Here is a 14,838-nt window from a genome sequence, read left to right as displayed (position 1 = left end):
GGAGCCCTAAAATAGTTAAATGCGCGCCGCCGCCTGTTTCGCGGCGTGAATGTAAGGGTGAAAAATCATGGCAACAGTCAGTACGAACGAATTTAAAAACGGTTTGAAATTTTTAATGGACGGTCAACCGTGTACCATTGTGGACAATCAAATTGTTCAACCGGGGAAAGGTCAGGCGTTTAACCGTGTGAAATTTCGTAACCTGATTACCGGACGCGTGTTGGAAAAGACGTTCAAATCCGGTGAAAAAGTCGAAGCGGCTGATGTCATGGACACCGAATTGCAATACTTGTACAACGACGGCGAATTCTGGCACTTCATGGACCCGGATTCGTTTGAACAGTATCAAGCCGGTGAAGCGGCCTTGGCCGATGTCAGCAAATGGTTGATTGAGCAGGACATCTGCACCGTGACCTTGTGGAACGGCGACCCGATTTCCGTATTGCCGCCGAAACAAGTGACTTTGGAAGTCACGGAAACCGACCCGGGCTTGAAAGGCGATACGGCCGGAACCGGCGGTAAGCCGGCGACTTTGTCGACTGGTGCTGTGGTGCAAGTGCCGTTGTTTATTCAAATCGGTGAACAGGTCGTCTGTAATACTCAGACCGGGGAATACGTTTCCCGCGCCAAGTAAGTTGACGGTTTTCAATCGAGGCGAAGTATGACATCGATTGACCATTTAAAAAAACGCTCGCAGGCTTTGAAAACCCTGCGGGCGTTTTTTTATGCTCGTTCGGTCATGGAGGTGGACACGCCAATGTTGTCTGCGTCCGCAACACCGGACGTGCATTTGCGCTCGCTCGCTACTCAGGTTCAGGTGCCCGGTCAGGCCGACCCCAGCCGGTTTTATCTGCATACCTCGCCGGAATATCCGATGAAGCGTTTGTTATGCGCCGGCAGTGGCGATATTTTCTATCTCGGCAAGGTGTTTCGCGACGGGGATGTCAGTCGTCGGCACCAAGTCGAGTTTACACTTTTGGAATGGTATCGCCTGGGGTTCGACTTGCCGGCGATGATGGACGAAACCGTCAAGGTCGTGCAAACGCTGCTCGGCGAGCGGGCGGTGGAAATGATTTCCTACGAAGAGGCCTTTGCCGCCTACGCCGGTTTGGATGGTATTCATGACGCCAATGCCGAAAAGTGCCAGGCCTGCTTAAAAGCGCATCAGGTGCCGGAAATCGTGGGTGTGGACGCTGACGACAAACCTTTATGGGAGCAGTTGGTGTTGACCGAAGTTATTGAACCGCAATTGGGGCGGGAGAAAATCACCTGTTTATATCATTATCCGTCCCGCGAAGCCGCGCTGGCACAAATTCATCCGCAAGATGAGCGTTTAGCCTTGCGGTTTGAGGTGTTTGTCGACGGTATGGAATTGGCCAATGGTTATCAGGAGTTGGGCGATGCCAGCGAATACCGCCGTCGTTTTGAAACCAGTCTAAAACAGCGCGAAGACAATCATTTGCCCAAAGTGCCGTTGGACGAAGCCATGCTGACCGCATTGGCCTCGGACGGTTTACCGGCGTGTTCCGGCGTGGCTTTGGGGGTGGATCGCCTGTTAATGTTGGCCTTTCAGGCCGAAGACATTCGCGAGGTTGTGCCATTCGCCATCGAAGAGGCTTAGGGCAAAAGAGGACTTGACAGGCCATGTATAATGGCTTAATGAAGCTGTAATCGGAAGGACGTGTGTTCGATACGCTAAAGGCTTCGAAAACAATAACATCGACGATCGATTTCCAGGAGAACTCCATGTCAGATTTGCCTATCACGCAAAGATCCGTAATGACCTTATTTTCAGATTCCAAAGGCCCAAGCTCACACCGTGTGCGTTTGATGGCGCAAGAAAAGGACATCCCTTTGGAAATCATCGAAGTGGATACCAGCGAGGGCATTCCGGAAGACCTTCTGGAGTTGAACCCGTATGGCACTTTGCCAACCTTAGTGGACCGTGATTTGGTGTTGTACGACCCGCAAGTCATTGTTGAGTATCTGGACGAGCGTTTCCCGCATCCGCCGTTGTTGTCGGTCGATCCGATCTCCAAAGCGCGTTCTCGTCAGATGTTGCGTCAAATCGAACAGGAATGGTATCAGCTGGCTGAAACCATTGCGAACAGTGACGATGAAAAAGAAGTCAAGGAAGCGCGCCGCGATTTGCAGGAACGCCTGATACAAATGATTCCGGTGTTTGAGCATCAGCCGTATTTCATGAGCGATGAATATTCATTGGTTGACGTGAGTTTGGCGGTTCTGATGTGGCGTTTGCCGTACTTGGGGATTGATCTACCGAAGTCTGCCAAGCCGGTCATCGACTACGCTGAAAAAGTGCTGGAACGTGAAGAGTTCCCGGACAGCTTGTCCGACGACGAACTGGATATGCGAGAAGTGGTTTAAAGCGAGCTTGATGATGATTTCCAATCGCCCTTATATGATTCGTGCCATGTTTGACTGGATTGTCGATAATGACTGGACGCCACACGTGCAAGTGGATGCCAATTATCCGGGGATTGAAGTGCCGATGGATTTTGCACAGGATGGCGTTATCGTGTTGAACGTACACCCGAATGCCATTCGCGAGTTGCAGTTTGCCAATGATTGGTTCAGCTTCAAGGCGCGCTTTCAAGGTATCGAAAGACGGTTGGGCTTCCCGCCGGAAGCGGTGTTGGCGATTTTTGCGCGTGAAAACGGCCAGGGCATGCCGTTTCCGCCGGAACCTTATCCGGAAGAAACGCAGGAGGCTCCATCCAAACCGCCGATGTCGGCGGTGAAAGATTCCGGTGTGTCTGACGAAACCTCAGAGAAAACCACTCAAGAAGCCGACAAAGACGGGAAAAACAACAAGACGAATAAACCCAAAAAAGGGTCGCACCTATCGGTGGTTAAATAAACGGCTTAATGTCGTTTCAAGCAAACGGTTGAAGACATTTCATTTCCGGAAACGCCCGCATTAACGCGGGCGTTTCTGTTTCTGGAAACAGTAGTTTTAAATTCGGCCCCGCATCCATGGTGAAATACACCATCACGCCTTCCTGACGCAGTTGCCAGACTTGGTGCATAGCGGCGACCGATTCCGGTTGCCAATACAAAATGGGCGGCCAAGTGGCGATCATGGTGGCATGCATCGCCAAGGCATTGTTTTCCGCGGTTTCGCCCAGTGTTTGAAAGTCTTTGTCCAGAATAGCACGGTGAATTTTCACCAAGTCCTGTTCCGCTTTTTTCGGCCAGGCCTGGTACAATTCGCAATGATTGACCGTCTGTTGCATACCTTGCGTTGAACCAACGGATTTGGCGGAGATATCGATTTCCAGCAACCCGACACAAAACTCCGGCCAGGCCTGGTCAATTTTCTCGGCATAGCTGTCCAAGCCGTCTTCTCGTTCCCCTTTATGCCAGATGGCAAATCCCTCGTACAAAGAGCGACTGGCGCTGCCGCTGCCCAGGCGGGCCAGTAATGACAAGTCGCGGGAAGAGAGTTGCCATTGAAAACAGTCGTCCAGCGCTTTAACCAAGGCCGCGTAACCCGATGCCGATGAAGCCAGTCCGGCGGCCGTCGCGACCGTGTTGAGCGTTTCAACGTGAAAACCGCCGCGAGCGTTGGGGCGAAAGAAATCCAGAAAACGACTTAGGCGTTTGGCAAAGGGCGCTTCTGGAGCTACTTCTTCACCATTCAAAGTAATCGAATCGGGGCCGTTTTCATGCCAGCTTAAACGGGTTTCGGTGCCGAGTTCCGGTAAGCTGATGGATAGGCTACTGTTGGTTGGCAGGTTGAGTGGCACATCGCGTTTGCCCCAGTATTTACTGAGTGCGATATTGACCGGCGCTTGGCCAAAACCGGTTTTGACGGGTGAGTGGTTTGCGGGTAGTAAGTGTTTGATGAATTCAGTCGGTGTCATGGTGTTTCAAAGGGTCCGTGTCTAATTAAAGTCGGTTAAGGTGTCTGAACGTCCAAGCCTTTCGGGTCAAGGTTAATGGGCAAAGGGTCAAAGCCGGGCAGGGCATTGCTGAGTTGACCGAATCCCAAAACGCAATCGCCCAGGCCGGAACCGGAAATTTTACTGGCGGCGATGCCTGCATCCTGACGCAAGCGGTAAACCAAATCCGAGAGCACCGGGTCGTTGACGCCTAATGCGTCCATTAAGCCTTGGTAGCTATTGACTAAGCGGTAAAACCCGGCTGAGTCGTCATTCTGTAAAGCCTGGTAGGCCGCTTCGGTTGTCTGGCCCATGAGTTGGTAAAGGTTTGCCAATAGTTCAGGTTGGTGTTGCCAATCGTCGGCCACTTTCTGCAGAACCTCGGCCGTCGGCGTTTTGTAGCCGCAATAGACCAATGTTAACGCGAGGTCCGCGTTTACGGATTCGACGGTTTGCGTTTGCGGGTCAAACAGGACCACACCGCCGGTTAGGCTGGCCGCCAAATCCGTGCCGGACCCTCGCCCTTGCAAAGTGTGTATCAGGTTTAATCCGGTTTGAAAGCGCTCCTGGAAATCGGGCGTTCGCCCGGTAAGGGCGTCCAGCCCGCCCAGTAACGCCGCCAATAGGGCGGCGGAACTGCCCAGTCCGAGCGTGGATTTGAAGTCGCTTTGAATGGTAAGCGTCAGCCCGTGGGGCAAGGCCGACTGATAATGGCGCAAGGCGGCCAGTACCCACGTTAATTTGGGATGTTCGCCCAAGCTGTCGAGGTCGGTTTCGTAATCGCCCAGCTCTGACAGAATATGGATTCGCCGGTCGGCCCGAGGTTCCCATTCAATTTGCAACCGTTGGTTCAGCCCGCAAGCAATGGCTTTTTCACCGGCCACAACGCTGTGTTCGCCCATCAGCATAATGTTAGCGGGGGCACTAGTGATGTACTTCACATTGACTCCCGGTTTCATTGAGTTTTAAAGGGTAGTAAGGGTAACCGTAAGCATCGCAAATCTCTGCCGGGGCTTCCGGGCCGATGCAGAGCACTACGCCGGCTTGGTCGCCGCTGATGCTGCCCGCGCCGCATATTTTGGCCGAATAGTCGCTTTGGTGCAGTGCCGCAATGAAAGCCTTCACCTTGTCCGGTACCACGCCAAGCTTCTCCAGTAACGCTTGGTTTTTGTGGACGGCATCGTTTAGTTTATCGGCATCGGAGGATTGCCAAGCGGCCTCCATTTCCGAGGCAAGGTGTTTGAAATCATCCCAAATGGGGCTTTGGTGTGTGAAGTGTTTATGGACGTGGTTGACGGCTTGCCCGGTGGTGGAGCCGGGCTTTCCGGTATCGACCACCCAGGCATTGAAGTTTTGGTGGGGCAGCTGCTGTAACGGTACGCCTTGTTGAAAACGCAGTAGCCCGCCTTTGTAAACCGTGGCCGGGTCCAGTCCGCTGGATGCCCCGTGTTGTCGGGATTCCACTTGTTGTGCCAGCGCCAGAAGGTCAATTTCGGTAATGTCGATTTGGTGGTGGACGAATAAGCTGTGCAATAAGCTGATGATGATGGACGCCGAGCTACCAAGCCCTTTACCGCTCAGATTATGTGAGTGTAACTTGATTTGCCAATGCCCCGGCTTCAGGCGTTCAAGGTTGTGGAATTGTTGGAGCGTTAACAGCACCAAATCCACCGGCTGTTGCAGTACGGTCTGAATCGCAAGGGTATTCTTTTCGTAAAGGGCATAACGAGACTCGATATGCGTCACGCGCTTTTGCCAGGTTTGATATGGGTACGCCATTTTTTGATTGAAGTCGGTCAGCTCAATTTCCAGAAAGGGTTGATGATCTGGTGTTTCAAGCGGAATGAAGTCAATCTCACAAACGGTGTCCAACGCCACGGCCATGCACAAAGCCGGAGCCCCGAACAAAACCGAGTGTTCGCCGGTAAGGATGAGCTTGGCGGGCGTGGTACAGACAGTCTTCATGCGCGTTCCGTTTGTTTCGTTCCGCTTATTATAACGAATGCCGCTCGAAAACGAGTCCAGTTTCCTTTTTTCGAAGGTTTGCATAATCTTTTCACAATGTCCTTCAGCCCACGAAAAACGCTTGTTTTAAAGGAAAAGTGCTGTAACGGCGGTCGGGTTTTGGGTGCGCCTCCCAAGCGAGCGTTTTACTTGAGGGTAAAAATCTTTAGAATTAAAAACTGTATCTCCTAAATACGTTAGCGCGGGTCACAAGGGTGTTGGCTCGGCATGAAAACCTCTGTCTTTGACTTAAACACTACTTTGGAGCGAGTATGAAAATGAAAAAACTAACGCAATTGAGCTTGGCCGCCGCTATTGGTGTGTCTGCCGCTTTGCCTGTTCAAGCCGAAGATATGGCTGTTAATGTCAGCCGTCTGACCATGGATGTCGCCAATAAAATCGCAACGGCCACGATTGAGGCTTGCCGTGAAAAAGGCATTCCAGTCAGTGTCACCGTTGTCGAGCGTAACGGAATTCCACAAGCGAAGTTACGTGACACCATGGCTCCGCCGGTTTCCTGGTCCATCAGTGAGAAAAAAGCCTATACGGCCGTGATGTTCAACGTGAAAGGTTCTCAATTAAGCGGACGTGCCAACAGCCCGTTGCAAACCATGGGTGAAGGCTTGGCCTTTATGGCCGGTTCCGTTCCGATTACGGCTGGAGGCAAACTGTATGGCGCTGTGGGTGTCAGTGGTGCGCCGGACGGTATGGACGATGAAAAATGTGCGGCGGCCGGTGTGGAAGCCGTACAAATGGATTTGGAAATGATGTAATCACGTCATGATCGTGATTTAAAAATCGGCCAGGCCTGGTCGGTTTTGTTTCTCCTTAACCGGCCCGAGTGCCGGTTTTTTTATGCTTGTCTGGCTGACCCAACTCAAAGGAATATCGTCCAGCGCACGGGAGGAGGATAATTTTTCATTCGAGGCTAGACTTTGTGAGAATTTGACAGTAAAATACGCCACTTCTTTCGGATAGCTGTCTGAGCGGTTGAAGGAGCACGCCTGGAAAGCGTGTATAGGTTAATAGCCTATCGAGGGTTCGAATCCCTCGCTATCCGCCATTATTTTCCTTTTCTTAATTGTTTGTGACTTTCTAAGTCAGCCCAATATTCCCAATACCAGTAATATCGAACCGGCACTGACTAATGTGGTGAGGTAGACCAGTTTTGAGGCCAAATGTGCATCGCATCCATAGCGTGCGGCCAAGACAACGCTTAATAAGGCCGAAGGCATTGCAGCTTCCAGTAACATCACATCCTGTTGCCAGTCTTGCAGCGGTATCGCCAAAGAAGGCAGCCACACTAGGAATGGACTCACCAGCAGTTTTAGCAAAATCGCGATGGTGGCTAAGCCGATCACGGCTCCTAGGCCATGAAACTGCAGCATGACCCCAATGGTGAGAATGACGAAAAAGGTATTGGCTTGGGCGATTAAATGAATGGCCGAAAAGACTTCTTTGAAAAAGAATCCTTCCAAGGGGGCTTGTAATTGCCCATAGGCGAAACCGGCCAGAATGGACAGAAAAATCGGGGATTTGGCAAACACCCAAAGACTGCTTGCCACCGAGCCGACTTGACCTTCCTGTTGCCCAAAGTGAATCGCGACTAGTGTGCCCACGGTAAACAAGCCGACCCCGACACCCAACTCAGAAATAAAGACGGCTTCGGACAAGGCTTCGATATTGTTGGGAAAAAGCTGCCCAACCAGAGCGTAGCCCAGTAACGCTGAACTGCCGAAAGCCGACGCCAGCATAAAACTGCCTAGTTGCGCTCGTGACAACTTAAGAGCACGGCCCAGCCACCAGGCCAAAGCTAATAAAACCACTTCGGCGACGAATAGAAACAGCACCACTAGGGCATAATCCCATTGCAAATCGCGGGCATGGGCGAGGGCGTAAAAGATGGTGGCCGGGAGTGTTATGTGGGTAACGATGCTGGCAAAAAGAGGGCCATGATCGGCTTTCAGCAATCCAGCGGTGCGTAAAGCGACCACCAGTGAAATCAGAGCAATCAATACAGCAATGGCCGGAAAGGTATTCAGCGACGACATGTAACCCCTGTTAGAAGCAAGAGATGCTTTGTTTAGGATATTAACGTAACGTCGATTTTAGCAGGAAGTTATTTTTGCTGGGCGGAAAAGGTCGTGCGTTAGGCCGGCTGAGAGTTTGATTCGTAGCGACGGATATGGTTTTCGATGCCTGCCAAACGGAAAGGCCCTTTATTGTTGTGCGGGAAAGCAATATTTTCCACATCGCTGTCGGTTTGATGGTAAAACGCCAGATATTGTTGGTAATCCAACGGCTGACGAGAATCGATCTGTTGGCGATGGCTTTCGGTCATTAAGTGCTGTTGGTATCCGGGCTGGATGATGCCGCTGAAAAATTCCGCGACACAGCCGGAACCGTAGCTGAAGAAGCCAAAACGCTTGCCGGTCAAATCCTGAACGGCGTTATCCAAAAACGAACAGAAACCAATGAATAAAGAGGCGCTGTAGCTGTTGCCCACCAGACGGTTGTAAACTTGTCCTGGCGCGGTTTGTTCGCGGAAGGTATCGGGTGTCAGCTTGGCTCCGACTTTTTTGACCAGTGTTTTATGCGCTTTTTCGGTCATGCGCGAAAAGGGAATGTGGTAACAAAAGGCATCGAAATCGTCAAAATGACGACCGGTTTCTTCCACGAAATGTTCCCAGGCCTGCTTCAAGCTGTTCAGGTACACTTTGGTGGAGTATTTACCGTCCACCAATGCGGTGGTGCGTTTGTTCGGGCGCCAGAAGTCCATGACATCGTCGGTGTAATAGCCGGAACCGGGTTCGATGGCCAGAATGCGCGGTGCTTCTTTGACCAGCATGGCGACGGCTCCGCAGCCCTGAGTGGCTTCGCCGGACGAGTCCACGTCGTATTTGGCGATGTCGGCGGCAATGACCAGAATGGTTTCCTTCGGGTTGGCTTTGACCATGGTGGTGGCCATTTGCAACGCCGCGGTGCCGGCGTAGCAGGCGTGTTTGAATTCCACCACTCGGCAACGGTTGGATAGATTCAACAAACCGTGCAGGAAAGCGCCGGCGGATTTGGATTGGTCCACGCCCGATTCCGTGGCGAATAACACAGCAGTGATGGCGTTACGGTCGATTTGTTCAATAATCGGAGCCGCCGCTTTGGCGGACAAGGTCACGATGTCTTCATCCGGCGGCGCAATGGACATTTGTTCCTGGCCGATACCAATGTGGTACTTATTGACGTCGGTTCCTTTTTCCTCGGCAAAGGTGTCCAGCCCCAGAGCGTAATCCGAGGTCGCGAAGTGAATGAGATCAATACCTACTTTCATGCGTTAAAAGGAAATTCCGTTACGGCTCTATCAGTGAATCGTTTAAAAATACATCCGCCAGTGTCGGTGCGCCCAGCAGAAATTGCGCGGTGCGGAATTCCTGCTTCAATTGTTCTATTTTTGCTTGAGTTGCAACGGTGGAATCCATCGCCGGTTTCAGTAACGGCGCCGCTACCCCGCAAATTTGGCCGCCCATTATAACCGATTTAATCATGTCGATGCCATTGCGAATTCCGCCGCTGGCAATAAAGTGCGCTCGGTCCTGAAACGGGCGGGCTTGCAGCAGGGCTTGCGGCGTGGTTAACCCCCAATCTTGAAAGGTTTCGCCCAAACTGGCTTTCGGGCTGGAATGCGCCCGGTGCGCTTCGATGCGGCTCCAGGAGGTGCCGCCGCGCCCGGCGAGATCGAACCATTGAATGCCGGCGGACAAGCCCCGTTCGATGTCTTTAGCGGATAAACCGCAACCGACTTCTTTCAGAATAATCGGCACCGAAAGGGCTTCGGCCAGTTGCGCGATTTTATCCGTCAACTGAGCGAAATTGGTATTGCCTTCCGGTTGAATGACTTCCTGCAAAGGGTTGAGGTGCAGGTAAAGCGCATCCGCTTCCAGAGTGTCCACCATGCGTCGCGCTTCGTCCAGGCCGAAGCCGTAATTCAATTGCACGGCCCCCATATTGGCAATCAATGGCACCGATGGCGCGTATTGACGCAGTTCGAAGCTGGCGCGGGCCGAATCGTGTTGGATCATGGCGCGTTGCGATCCCACGGCCATGGCGACTCCACTGGCTTCGGCCGCTTCGGCCAGACGGCGATTAATGGCTTGCAAAGTCGCGGAAGCACCGCCGGTCATGGAGGAAATCAGTAGTGGACTGGACAACGGTTTGCCAAGAAAGTCGGTACGGCTGTCGATATCGGCGAAGTCGCATTCCGGCAGGCCGCGGTGCGTCAACTGGATGCGCTCAAAACCGGATTGTCCACGCTCGATCTCGGCATCCTCTAATAAATAATGGATGTGATCCTGCTTGCGCTGTGTGATGTTCGAATCGGTCATGATGCCGCCGTTAATCAGAGTCGGCTTGACGTTCAAGCTTTAAATGTGCGGCCATCAATTCGCCGGGATTGGTTTGGGCCGCCAGTAACGACAGCTCACCGCATAAAGCGGTGGCGCCGGCAATGCAGGCCAGGCGACGGGCATTTTGACCAGGCCTGGCGGTTTTGTCGTCACAGCCCAATTGTTTGAGGTTGTCCAAAACGAAGTCCAAGCCTTTACCGTTGCCGACGGTGCCGACAATCAGATTCGGTAAGGTGGTGGAAAAATACAGGTCGCCGTCCGGCGTGACTTCCGCATGGTTGATGGCTTGTGAGCCTTCGACGATATTAGCGGCATCCTGTCCGGTGGCGAGGTAAAAACCGAGCAGCATATTCGCCACATGGGCGTTGGCACTGCGCAAGCCGCCGGAAACAATGCTGCCGATCAGGTCTTTTTTGATGTGCAAATCCACCAAGGCTTCGGGGGTGGTTTTCAGAAAACGTTGGCACAGTTTGCGGGGAAGGGTGGTTTCGCACACCACGTTTTTACCGCGTCCCAGAATGCCGTTGACCGCGGAGACTTTTTTGTCCGTGCAGTAATTGGCGGAAATGGAAACATAATCCAGTTCCGGGTATTGTTGCAGAATCCACGGGATCAGACGATCGGCGGCATTGGTGACCATATTGTGGCCGGAAGCGTCGCCGGTGTGGAACTCCAAACGTAAATAAATCAGTTTGCCGACAATTTGCACATGGGTGTCCAACAGTTTCGCAAAGCGGCTGGATTCCGATACGACGGCCTGTAAGTCATCCTGACGTTGTTGCAAAGCGCGGGTGTCGCGCAGGGCAATTTCGGCATTCGGTGCTTCCAGCAGTACCGAGCGGGTCATCCGTTCGTCGATGACGGTGACGCGAATGCCGCCGGCATGGTGGGTCACGCGCGCGCCACGTGCCACGGAGGGCCATAATGGCGATTCATAGGTCGCCATCGGCACCATTAGGTCGTCGGTGTTCACCTCGCCGATGAGTTTGAACGGACCGACCGACTGCATGGGAATCTGTGCAAAGTGCGTGGACATTTTGTCGGATGATTCATTTTTCATATTGGGGTATTATATGCGAACTTAAGCAGTGATTGATTGAAAAAATGATGGTGAAGCCTGGCTTTTCGGATATCGAAACCGGATGTTGGGAACCATCGAAATGAAAAGGAAAGTAAAAATGGCATTAGCGACCGCAAGACACATTCTTGTCGACACCGAAGAAAAAGCGTTAGCGTTGAAAAAACAAATTGAAGAGGGTGCGGATTTTGCCGATGTGGCGCGTGATAATTCTCAGTGTCCATCCAGCCGTAGCGGTGGCGATTTAGGACAATTCGGACCGGGCATGATGGTGCCGGAATTTGATAAGGTCTGTTTTTCGGCCGAGGTCGGTTCTTTGGAAGGGCCAATCAAGACTCAATTCGGTTATCACTTGGTAGAAGTGACGGATAGAACCGAATAAACCACTCGGTTTGACTCACCTTTAAAAACGGCCAGGTCTGGCCGTTTTTTAGTTTGTGGGGTTGGTTAAATTAACTTAGCCCTCGCCTTCGCGACGTTGACCGCAGAAGAAACCTAATCCGACACTTGGGGACTGGAAGGTGATGACGCTGCCTTTCGGGAAATGAAAGACATCCCCGACTCGGGCATGGACTTCTTGACCGGTTTCGTCGGAAATGATCATTTCGCCTTCGACGATGATTTTCATTTCATGATAGGTGTAGGTGTACACCAACGGCTCATCGGATTTCTCCATTTTGAAAAAACCGCCGACAATGGTCTTGTCCGGGTCTTCGGAAACCACCAAATCCGTTAGGAAGGCATTGCAGTTATTAACGCCCATGCTCGGGATTTCGGTACGTTTCGTCGCTTGTGGGTAATGTGTCATCGCCATGACGTTCTCCTTTACTACAGTTTGAGTGCGTGATAAAAATCGCCCGGCGCTGCCGCCGAGCGGGTAAACAATGATTCGTGTGTATCAGTTTTCCAAATCGAACTGTTTCAGCCAGTCCAACAGGATGGGGTGATAGCGGGTTAAGCCTTTGTATTCAATCAACTCTTCCGGCAGGGTTTTCATGACGCGGTGCATGCGTTTGGCCCATTCCGGGTTGGTGACTAGGTCGTTCATGCTGATCAGGTAGGTGCGGATGCTGAACATCAGCGCATTGCTTCGCGGCATGCGATCCAACACCTGAAGTTCGACGCGAAGATAGACTTTTTCGCCGACGTTTTCCGGCGTGACGCTGTCGCGGTCGGTGCCCCAGTTCGGATAGGTTTCCGGTGAGGTGTCCATACGGGCGTTGATGGTCAGTGTCCAGTTCAAACGACGCACCGGCTGGTTGACGGGGATGGCGGTCAGGTATTTCAAGGCCCGATCAAAGATGCCGGCCTCATGCGCCAGAGGGACTGGACCATGCCATTGCGAAAAGCTCATACCAGCGTCGAACGCTAGAGACCAATCCGCTGGGCAGGTGATGATGCCCGCGTCCATAAACAGGTCGTTGTCCCGTTGGTCGAGCAGGGCGATATCGCCTTGCACCTGACAGCCCATGTATTCCATCGGGGGTTGCGGTAGCGTTTGGCTGTCGCCGAAGGTGAAGGTGTCTTTGATGCTGAGTAGTTTGTTTTCCCATGTCCAATGTTCTCCATCTTTTTCTAACGTGAAATAATTCGGGTAATCTTGCGCCATGGTCGTCATGGCGCGGTCGATGAAATCCCAACAGGCAAGGTCCATGTGCTCCATGGCCAGGCAGCGTTTCGGGTTTTCGGCCAGAACCTGTTTGCGTTCCGCCATTTCCGACAGGTAGTGTTCGTCGATGTCGAACAGGTGTTCGTAGACCGAGCCTTCCGGTCCGGGCAGGGCGTGGGGTTCGATATTGACCGAATACATGTATTCGTCTTCCGGAAAGGGGAACGGAAAGCGTTTAATGGCTTCTTCACTGTTGGTGTAGGTGAAATCGTTCCGGAAGGTTTGTACGGGTTTGGGTGCTAATCTCATCGTCAATTTCCTTTGTTTAAATGTCTAGATGTAACCGGCCGGACTTGGCGCGTGACACGCAAGGCATAATGCAACGGTTGCCGGCCTTTTCTTTTTCGGACAGGAACTCATCCCGATGTTCGATATCGCCATCCAATACCGGACTCATGCACTGGCCGCAAACGCCGCCACGGCACAGGTTCGGTATTTCGACTTCGTTGGCCTCCAGCGCTTCCAGAAGCGATTGGTCTTCCGGTACATAAATGGTTTTGCCGGATTTCTTCAATTCCGCTACAAAGGGTTTGCCGGGTTTCGGCGCGGCAAAGGCTTCGTAATGGATGTGGGACGCTGGCCAACCGGTTTGTTGGCCCCGGTAACGCACCGTATCGATCAGCGATTCCGGCCCGCAGATGTAAAGATGCGTTCCTTGCGGGCATTGGGCCATGATGTCGGCGATCTCCGCCCGGCTGGAGGTGATGGAATCGTAGGTGTGCAAACGCTCGCCAATCATCTCGCGGAGTGCTTCCACATAGGCGCCAGTCTGAGTGCTGCGATACATATAGTGCAGTTCGAAGTCCGCGTCTCGACGAAGCATCTCTGGAATGTACGACATAAACGGTGTGATGCCGACACCCCCGGCGAAGAAGACGTGTTTTTTGGCTCGCCAGTCCGGCGAGAACAGATTGTTCGGCGGTGTAATCGTCAATTCGTCGCCTTCGTGTACCTTCTGGTGCATGAATTCGGAACCGCCACGCGATTCGGGTTGCAAGCGAACTGCTATGCGATATTGACGGTTGTCCATCGGGTCGCTCAACAAGGAGTAAGCGTTGCGGATGGTTTTACTCTCGGCCTGCATTTCCACCACAATGTGGGAACCGGGTGAAAAGGGAAAGAATTCACCGTCAACCGGCGTCAAGGTGAATTCCTTGATGGTCGGCGCCACTTTACGGACGGCGCTGACATTGACTTTCATAGCGGCACTCATTAGCTCAACTCCTCTGTTTCGGGAATGTCGTTCGGGTCTTCCGCATTGATGATGACACCGACGTAGGCCGCATGGATGCGGGAAAAATGGTCACGAACCAACAATAGGCGGCCGCAGCCCGGGCATTTGTAAGGCGAATGGGTCACGCCCTCGGTGCGGGTGTAGCAATGGGTGCAGAACAGCCGTCTCTGGTTGGTGACGGGTTCGAACATCTTCACTTGTTCCGACGCCAGACCGGCGCGGGTGGCGAGGTTGTGGATGTCCCACAAAAACGATTCGTTTTGTCCGGCCACGTAAATATGGCTGGAAATCGGCAGGTCGGCAAACTGCTCGCCGAAGACTGTGTCGATGCCATCTTGCGATACGAAACGGCTGTTGTCGGGCAGGCTTTCCTGAGTGTCGTCGCCGACAATCCAGCAACTTTTATCACTCGGGCAGGCCTGGTAGATTTTCGCCAATTTGTCGAAGCTGCCGGTTTGCGCGATGAACAGATGTTTTTGCACGGCCGGGTCTATGCGGATGTCTTCATAGACCGGCCGACTTTTGATACTGGGAACGGGTTGCATAAACGC

Annotated in this window: 17 protein-coding genes and 1 tRNA gene; 7 read left to right on the top strand and 11 right to left on the bottom strand. The window is 52.6% G+C overall.

Annotated elements, in window-relative coordinates; genetic code table 11:
- The first annotated feature begins 67 nt into the window (after window positions 1-67).
- The 4 genes from efp to AC0KH7_RS09125 all read left to right on the top strand — a co-directional run bounded on the left by efp (window position 68) and on the right by AC0KH7_RS09125 (window position 2,881).
- On the top strand, window positions 68-634 hold the full coding sequence (efp, locus tag AC0KH7_RS09140; RefSeq protein WP_472372739.1) for an elongation factor P: 567 nt from the start codon (window positions 68-70) through the stop codon (window positions 632-634).
- Window positions 635-661: 27 nt separating this feature from the next.
- Window positions 662-1,621, top strand: a complete 960-nt coding sequence (gene epmA, locus AC0KH7_RS09135) for an EF-P lysine aminoacylase EpmA (protein WP_472372737.1) — start codon at window positions 662-664, stop codon at window positions 1,619-1,621.
- A 125-nt stretch (window positions 1,622-1,746) separates the two neighbouring features.
- On the top strand, window positions 1,747-2,388 hold the full coding sequence (locus tag AC0KH7_RS09130; RefSeq protein ID WP_472372735.1) for a glutathione S-transferase N-terminal domain-containing protein: 642 nt from the start codon (window positions 1,747-1,749) through the stop codon (window positions 2,386-2,388).
- A 10-nt stretch (window positions 2,389-2,398) separates the two neighbouring features.
- The gene (locus AC0KH7_RS09125; protein ID WP_472372733.1) at window positions 2,399-2,881 is read left to right on the top strand and encodes a ClpXP protease specificity-enhancing factor; all 483 of its coding nucleotides are present in this window, start codon (window positions 2,399-2,401) and stop codon (window positions 2,879-2,881) included.
- Window positions 2,882-2,897: 16 nt separating this feature from the next.
- Here AC0KH7_RS09125 and mvaD read toward each other — a convergent pair whose 3' ends face one another.
- The 3 genes from mvaD to AC0KH7_RS09110 are packed head-to-tail and all read right to left on the bottom strand — an operon-like array spanning window position 2,898 to window position 5,870.
- Window positions 2,898-3,887, bottom strand: a complete 990-nt coding sequence (mvaD, locus tag AC0KH7_RS09120) for a diphosphomevalonate decarboxylase (protein WP_472372731.1) — start codon at window positions 3,885-3,887, stop codon at window positions 2,898-2,900.
- Window positions 3,888-3,922: 35 nt separating this feature from the next.
- The gene (locus tag AC0KH7_RS09115) at window positions 3,923-4,846 is read right to left on the bottom strand and encodes a mevalonate kinase family protein (protein ID WP_472372729.1); all 924 of its coding nucleotides are present in this window, start codon (window positions 4,844-4,846) and stop codon (window positions 3,923-3,925) included.
- Window positions 4,830-5,870 (bottom strand): mevalonate kinase family protein, encoded by a 1,041-nt coding sequence (locus tag AC0KH7_RS09110; RefSeq protein WP_472372727.1) that lies wholly within the window; start codon window positions 5,868-5,870, stop codon window positions 4,830-4,832. Before AC0KH7_RS09110 ends, AC0KH7_RS09115 begins: the two co-directional genes overlap by 17 nt.
- A gap of 311 nt (window positions 5,871-6,181) precedes the next feature.
- Between AC0KH7_RS09110 and AC0KH7_RS09105 the strand changes: the two genes are divergently transcribed.
- Both AC0KH7_RS09105 and AC0KH7_RS09100 read left to right on the top strand, forming a co-directional pair.
- Window positions 6,182-6,682, top strand: coding sequence for a GlcG/HbpS family heme-binding protein (locus AC0KH7_RS09105; protein WP_068650458.1), 501 nt, complete (start codon window positions 6,182-6,184; stop codon window positions 6,680-6,682).
- A 199-nt stretch (window positions 6,683-6,881) separates the two neighbouring features.
- Window positions 6,882-6,972 (top strand) — tRNA-Ser (locus tag AC0KH7_RS09100).
- 37 nt (window positions 6,973-7,009) lie between these two features.
- Here AC0KH7_RS09100 and AC0KH7_RS09095 read toward each other — a convergent pair.
- From AC0KH7_RS09095 to AC0KH7_RS09080, 4 genes are all read right to left on the bottom strand, one after another.
- On the bottom strand, window positions 7,010-7,960 hold the full coding sequence (locus tag AC0KH7_RS09095) for an AEC family transporter (protein WP_472372725.1): 951 nt from the start codon (window positions 7,958-7,960) through the stop codon (window positions 7,010-7,012).
- 98 nt (window positions 7,961-8,058) lie between these two features.
- Window positions 8,059-9,234: a hydroxymethylglutaryl-CoA synthase gene (locus tag AC0KH7_RS09090; RefSeq protein ID WP_472372723.1), complete on the bottom strand. Its 1,176-nt coding sequence runs from the start codon at window positions 9,232-9,234 to the stop codon at window positions 8,059-8,061.
- Between the two features lie 19 nt (window positions 9,235-9,253).
- Window positions 9,254-10,285: a type 2 isopentenyl-diphosphate Delta-isomerase gene (fni, locus tag AC0KH7_RS09085; protein ID WP_472372721.1), complete on the bottom strand. Its 1,032-nt coding sequence runs from the start codon at window positions 10,283-10,285 to the stop codon at window positions 9,254-9,256.
- Window positions 10,286-10,295: 10 nt separating this feature from the next.
- Complete coding sequence (locus AC0KH7_RS09080; RefSeq protein WP_472372719.1) at window positions 10,296-11,366, bottom strand: hydroxymethylglutaryl-CoA reductase; 1,071 nt, start codon at window positions 11,364-11,366, stop codon at window positions 10,296-10,298.
- A 118-nt stretch (window positions 11,367-11,484) separates the two neighbouring features.
- On the opposite strand from AC0KH7_RS09080, the gene AC0KH7_RS09075 reads away from it, so the two are divergent.
- Window positions 11,485-11,766 carry a peptidylprolyl isomerase gene (locus AC0KH7_RS09075; protein ID WP_068650448.1) on the top strand — a complete coding sequence of 94 codons (282 nt, stop codon included), beginning with the start codon at window positions 11,485-11,487 and terminating at the stop codon, window positions 11,764-11,766.
- Between the two features lie 75 nt (window positions 11,767-11,841).
- Here the strand turns inward: AC0KH7_RS09075 and AC0KH7_RS09070 are convergent, their stop codons facing one another.
- The 4 genes from AC0KH7_RS09070 to AC0KH7_RS09055 form a co-directional block, all read right to left on the bottom strand.
- A complete protein-coding gene (locus AC0KH7_RS09070) occupies window positions 11,842-12,198 on the bottom strand; it encodes a cupin domain-containing protein (RefSeq protein ID WP_068650447.1) in 357 nt (118 codons plus the stop codon).
- 84 nt (window positions 12,199-12,282) lie between these two features.
- Entirely contained in the window at window positions 12,283-13,302 is a 1,020-nt protein-coding gene (locus tag AC0KH7_RS09065) for a heme-dependent oxidative N-demethylase family protein (protein ID WP_472372717.1), read from the bottom strand.
- A 16-nt stretch (window positions 13,303-13,318) separates the two neighbouring features.
- Entirely contained in the window at window positions 13,319-14,266 is a 948-nt protein-coding gene (locus AC0KH7_RS09060) for a PDR/VanB family oxidoreductase (protein ID WP_472372715.1), read from the bottom strand.
- Entirely contained in the window at window positions 14,266-14,832 is a 567-nt protein-coding gene (locus AC0KH7_RS09055) for a dimethylamine monooxygenase subunit DmmA family protein (protein ID WP_472372713.1), read from the bottom strand. Before AC0KH7_RS09055 ends, AC0KH7_RS09060 begins: the two co-directional genes overlap by 1 nt.
- Window positions 14,833-14,838 lie beyond the last annotated feature (6 nt).

The sequence above is a fragment of the Hydrogenovibrio sp. genome (genome assembly GCF_965140365.1).
Classification (GTDB): domain Bacteria; phylum Pseudomonadota; class Gammaproteobacteria; order Thiomicrospirales; family Thiomicrospiraceae; genus Hydrogenovibrio.
This window is presented reverse-complemented; position numbering and strand designations above follow the sequence as displayed.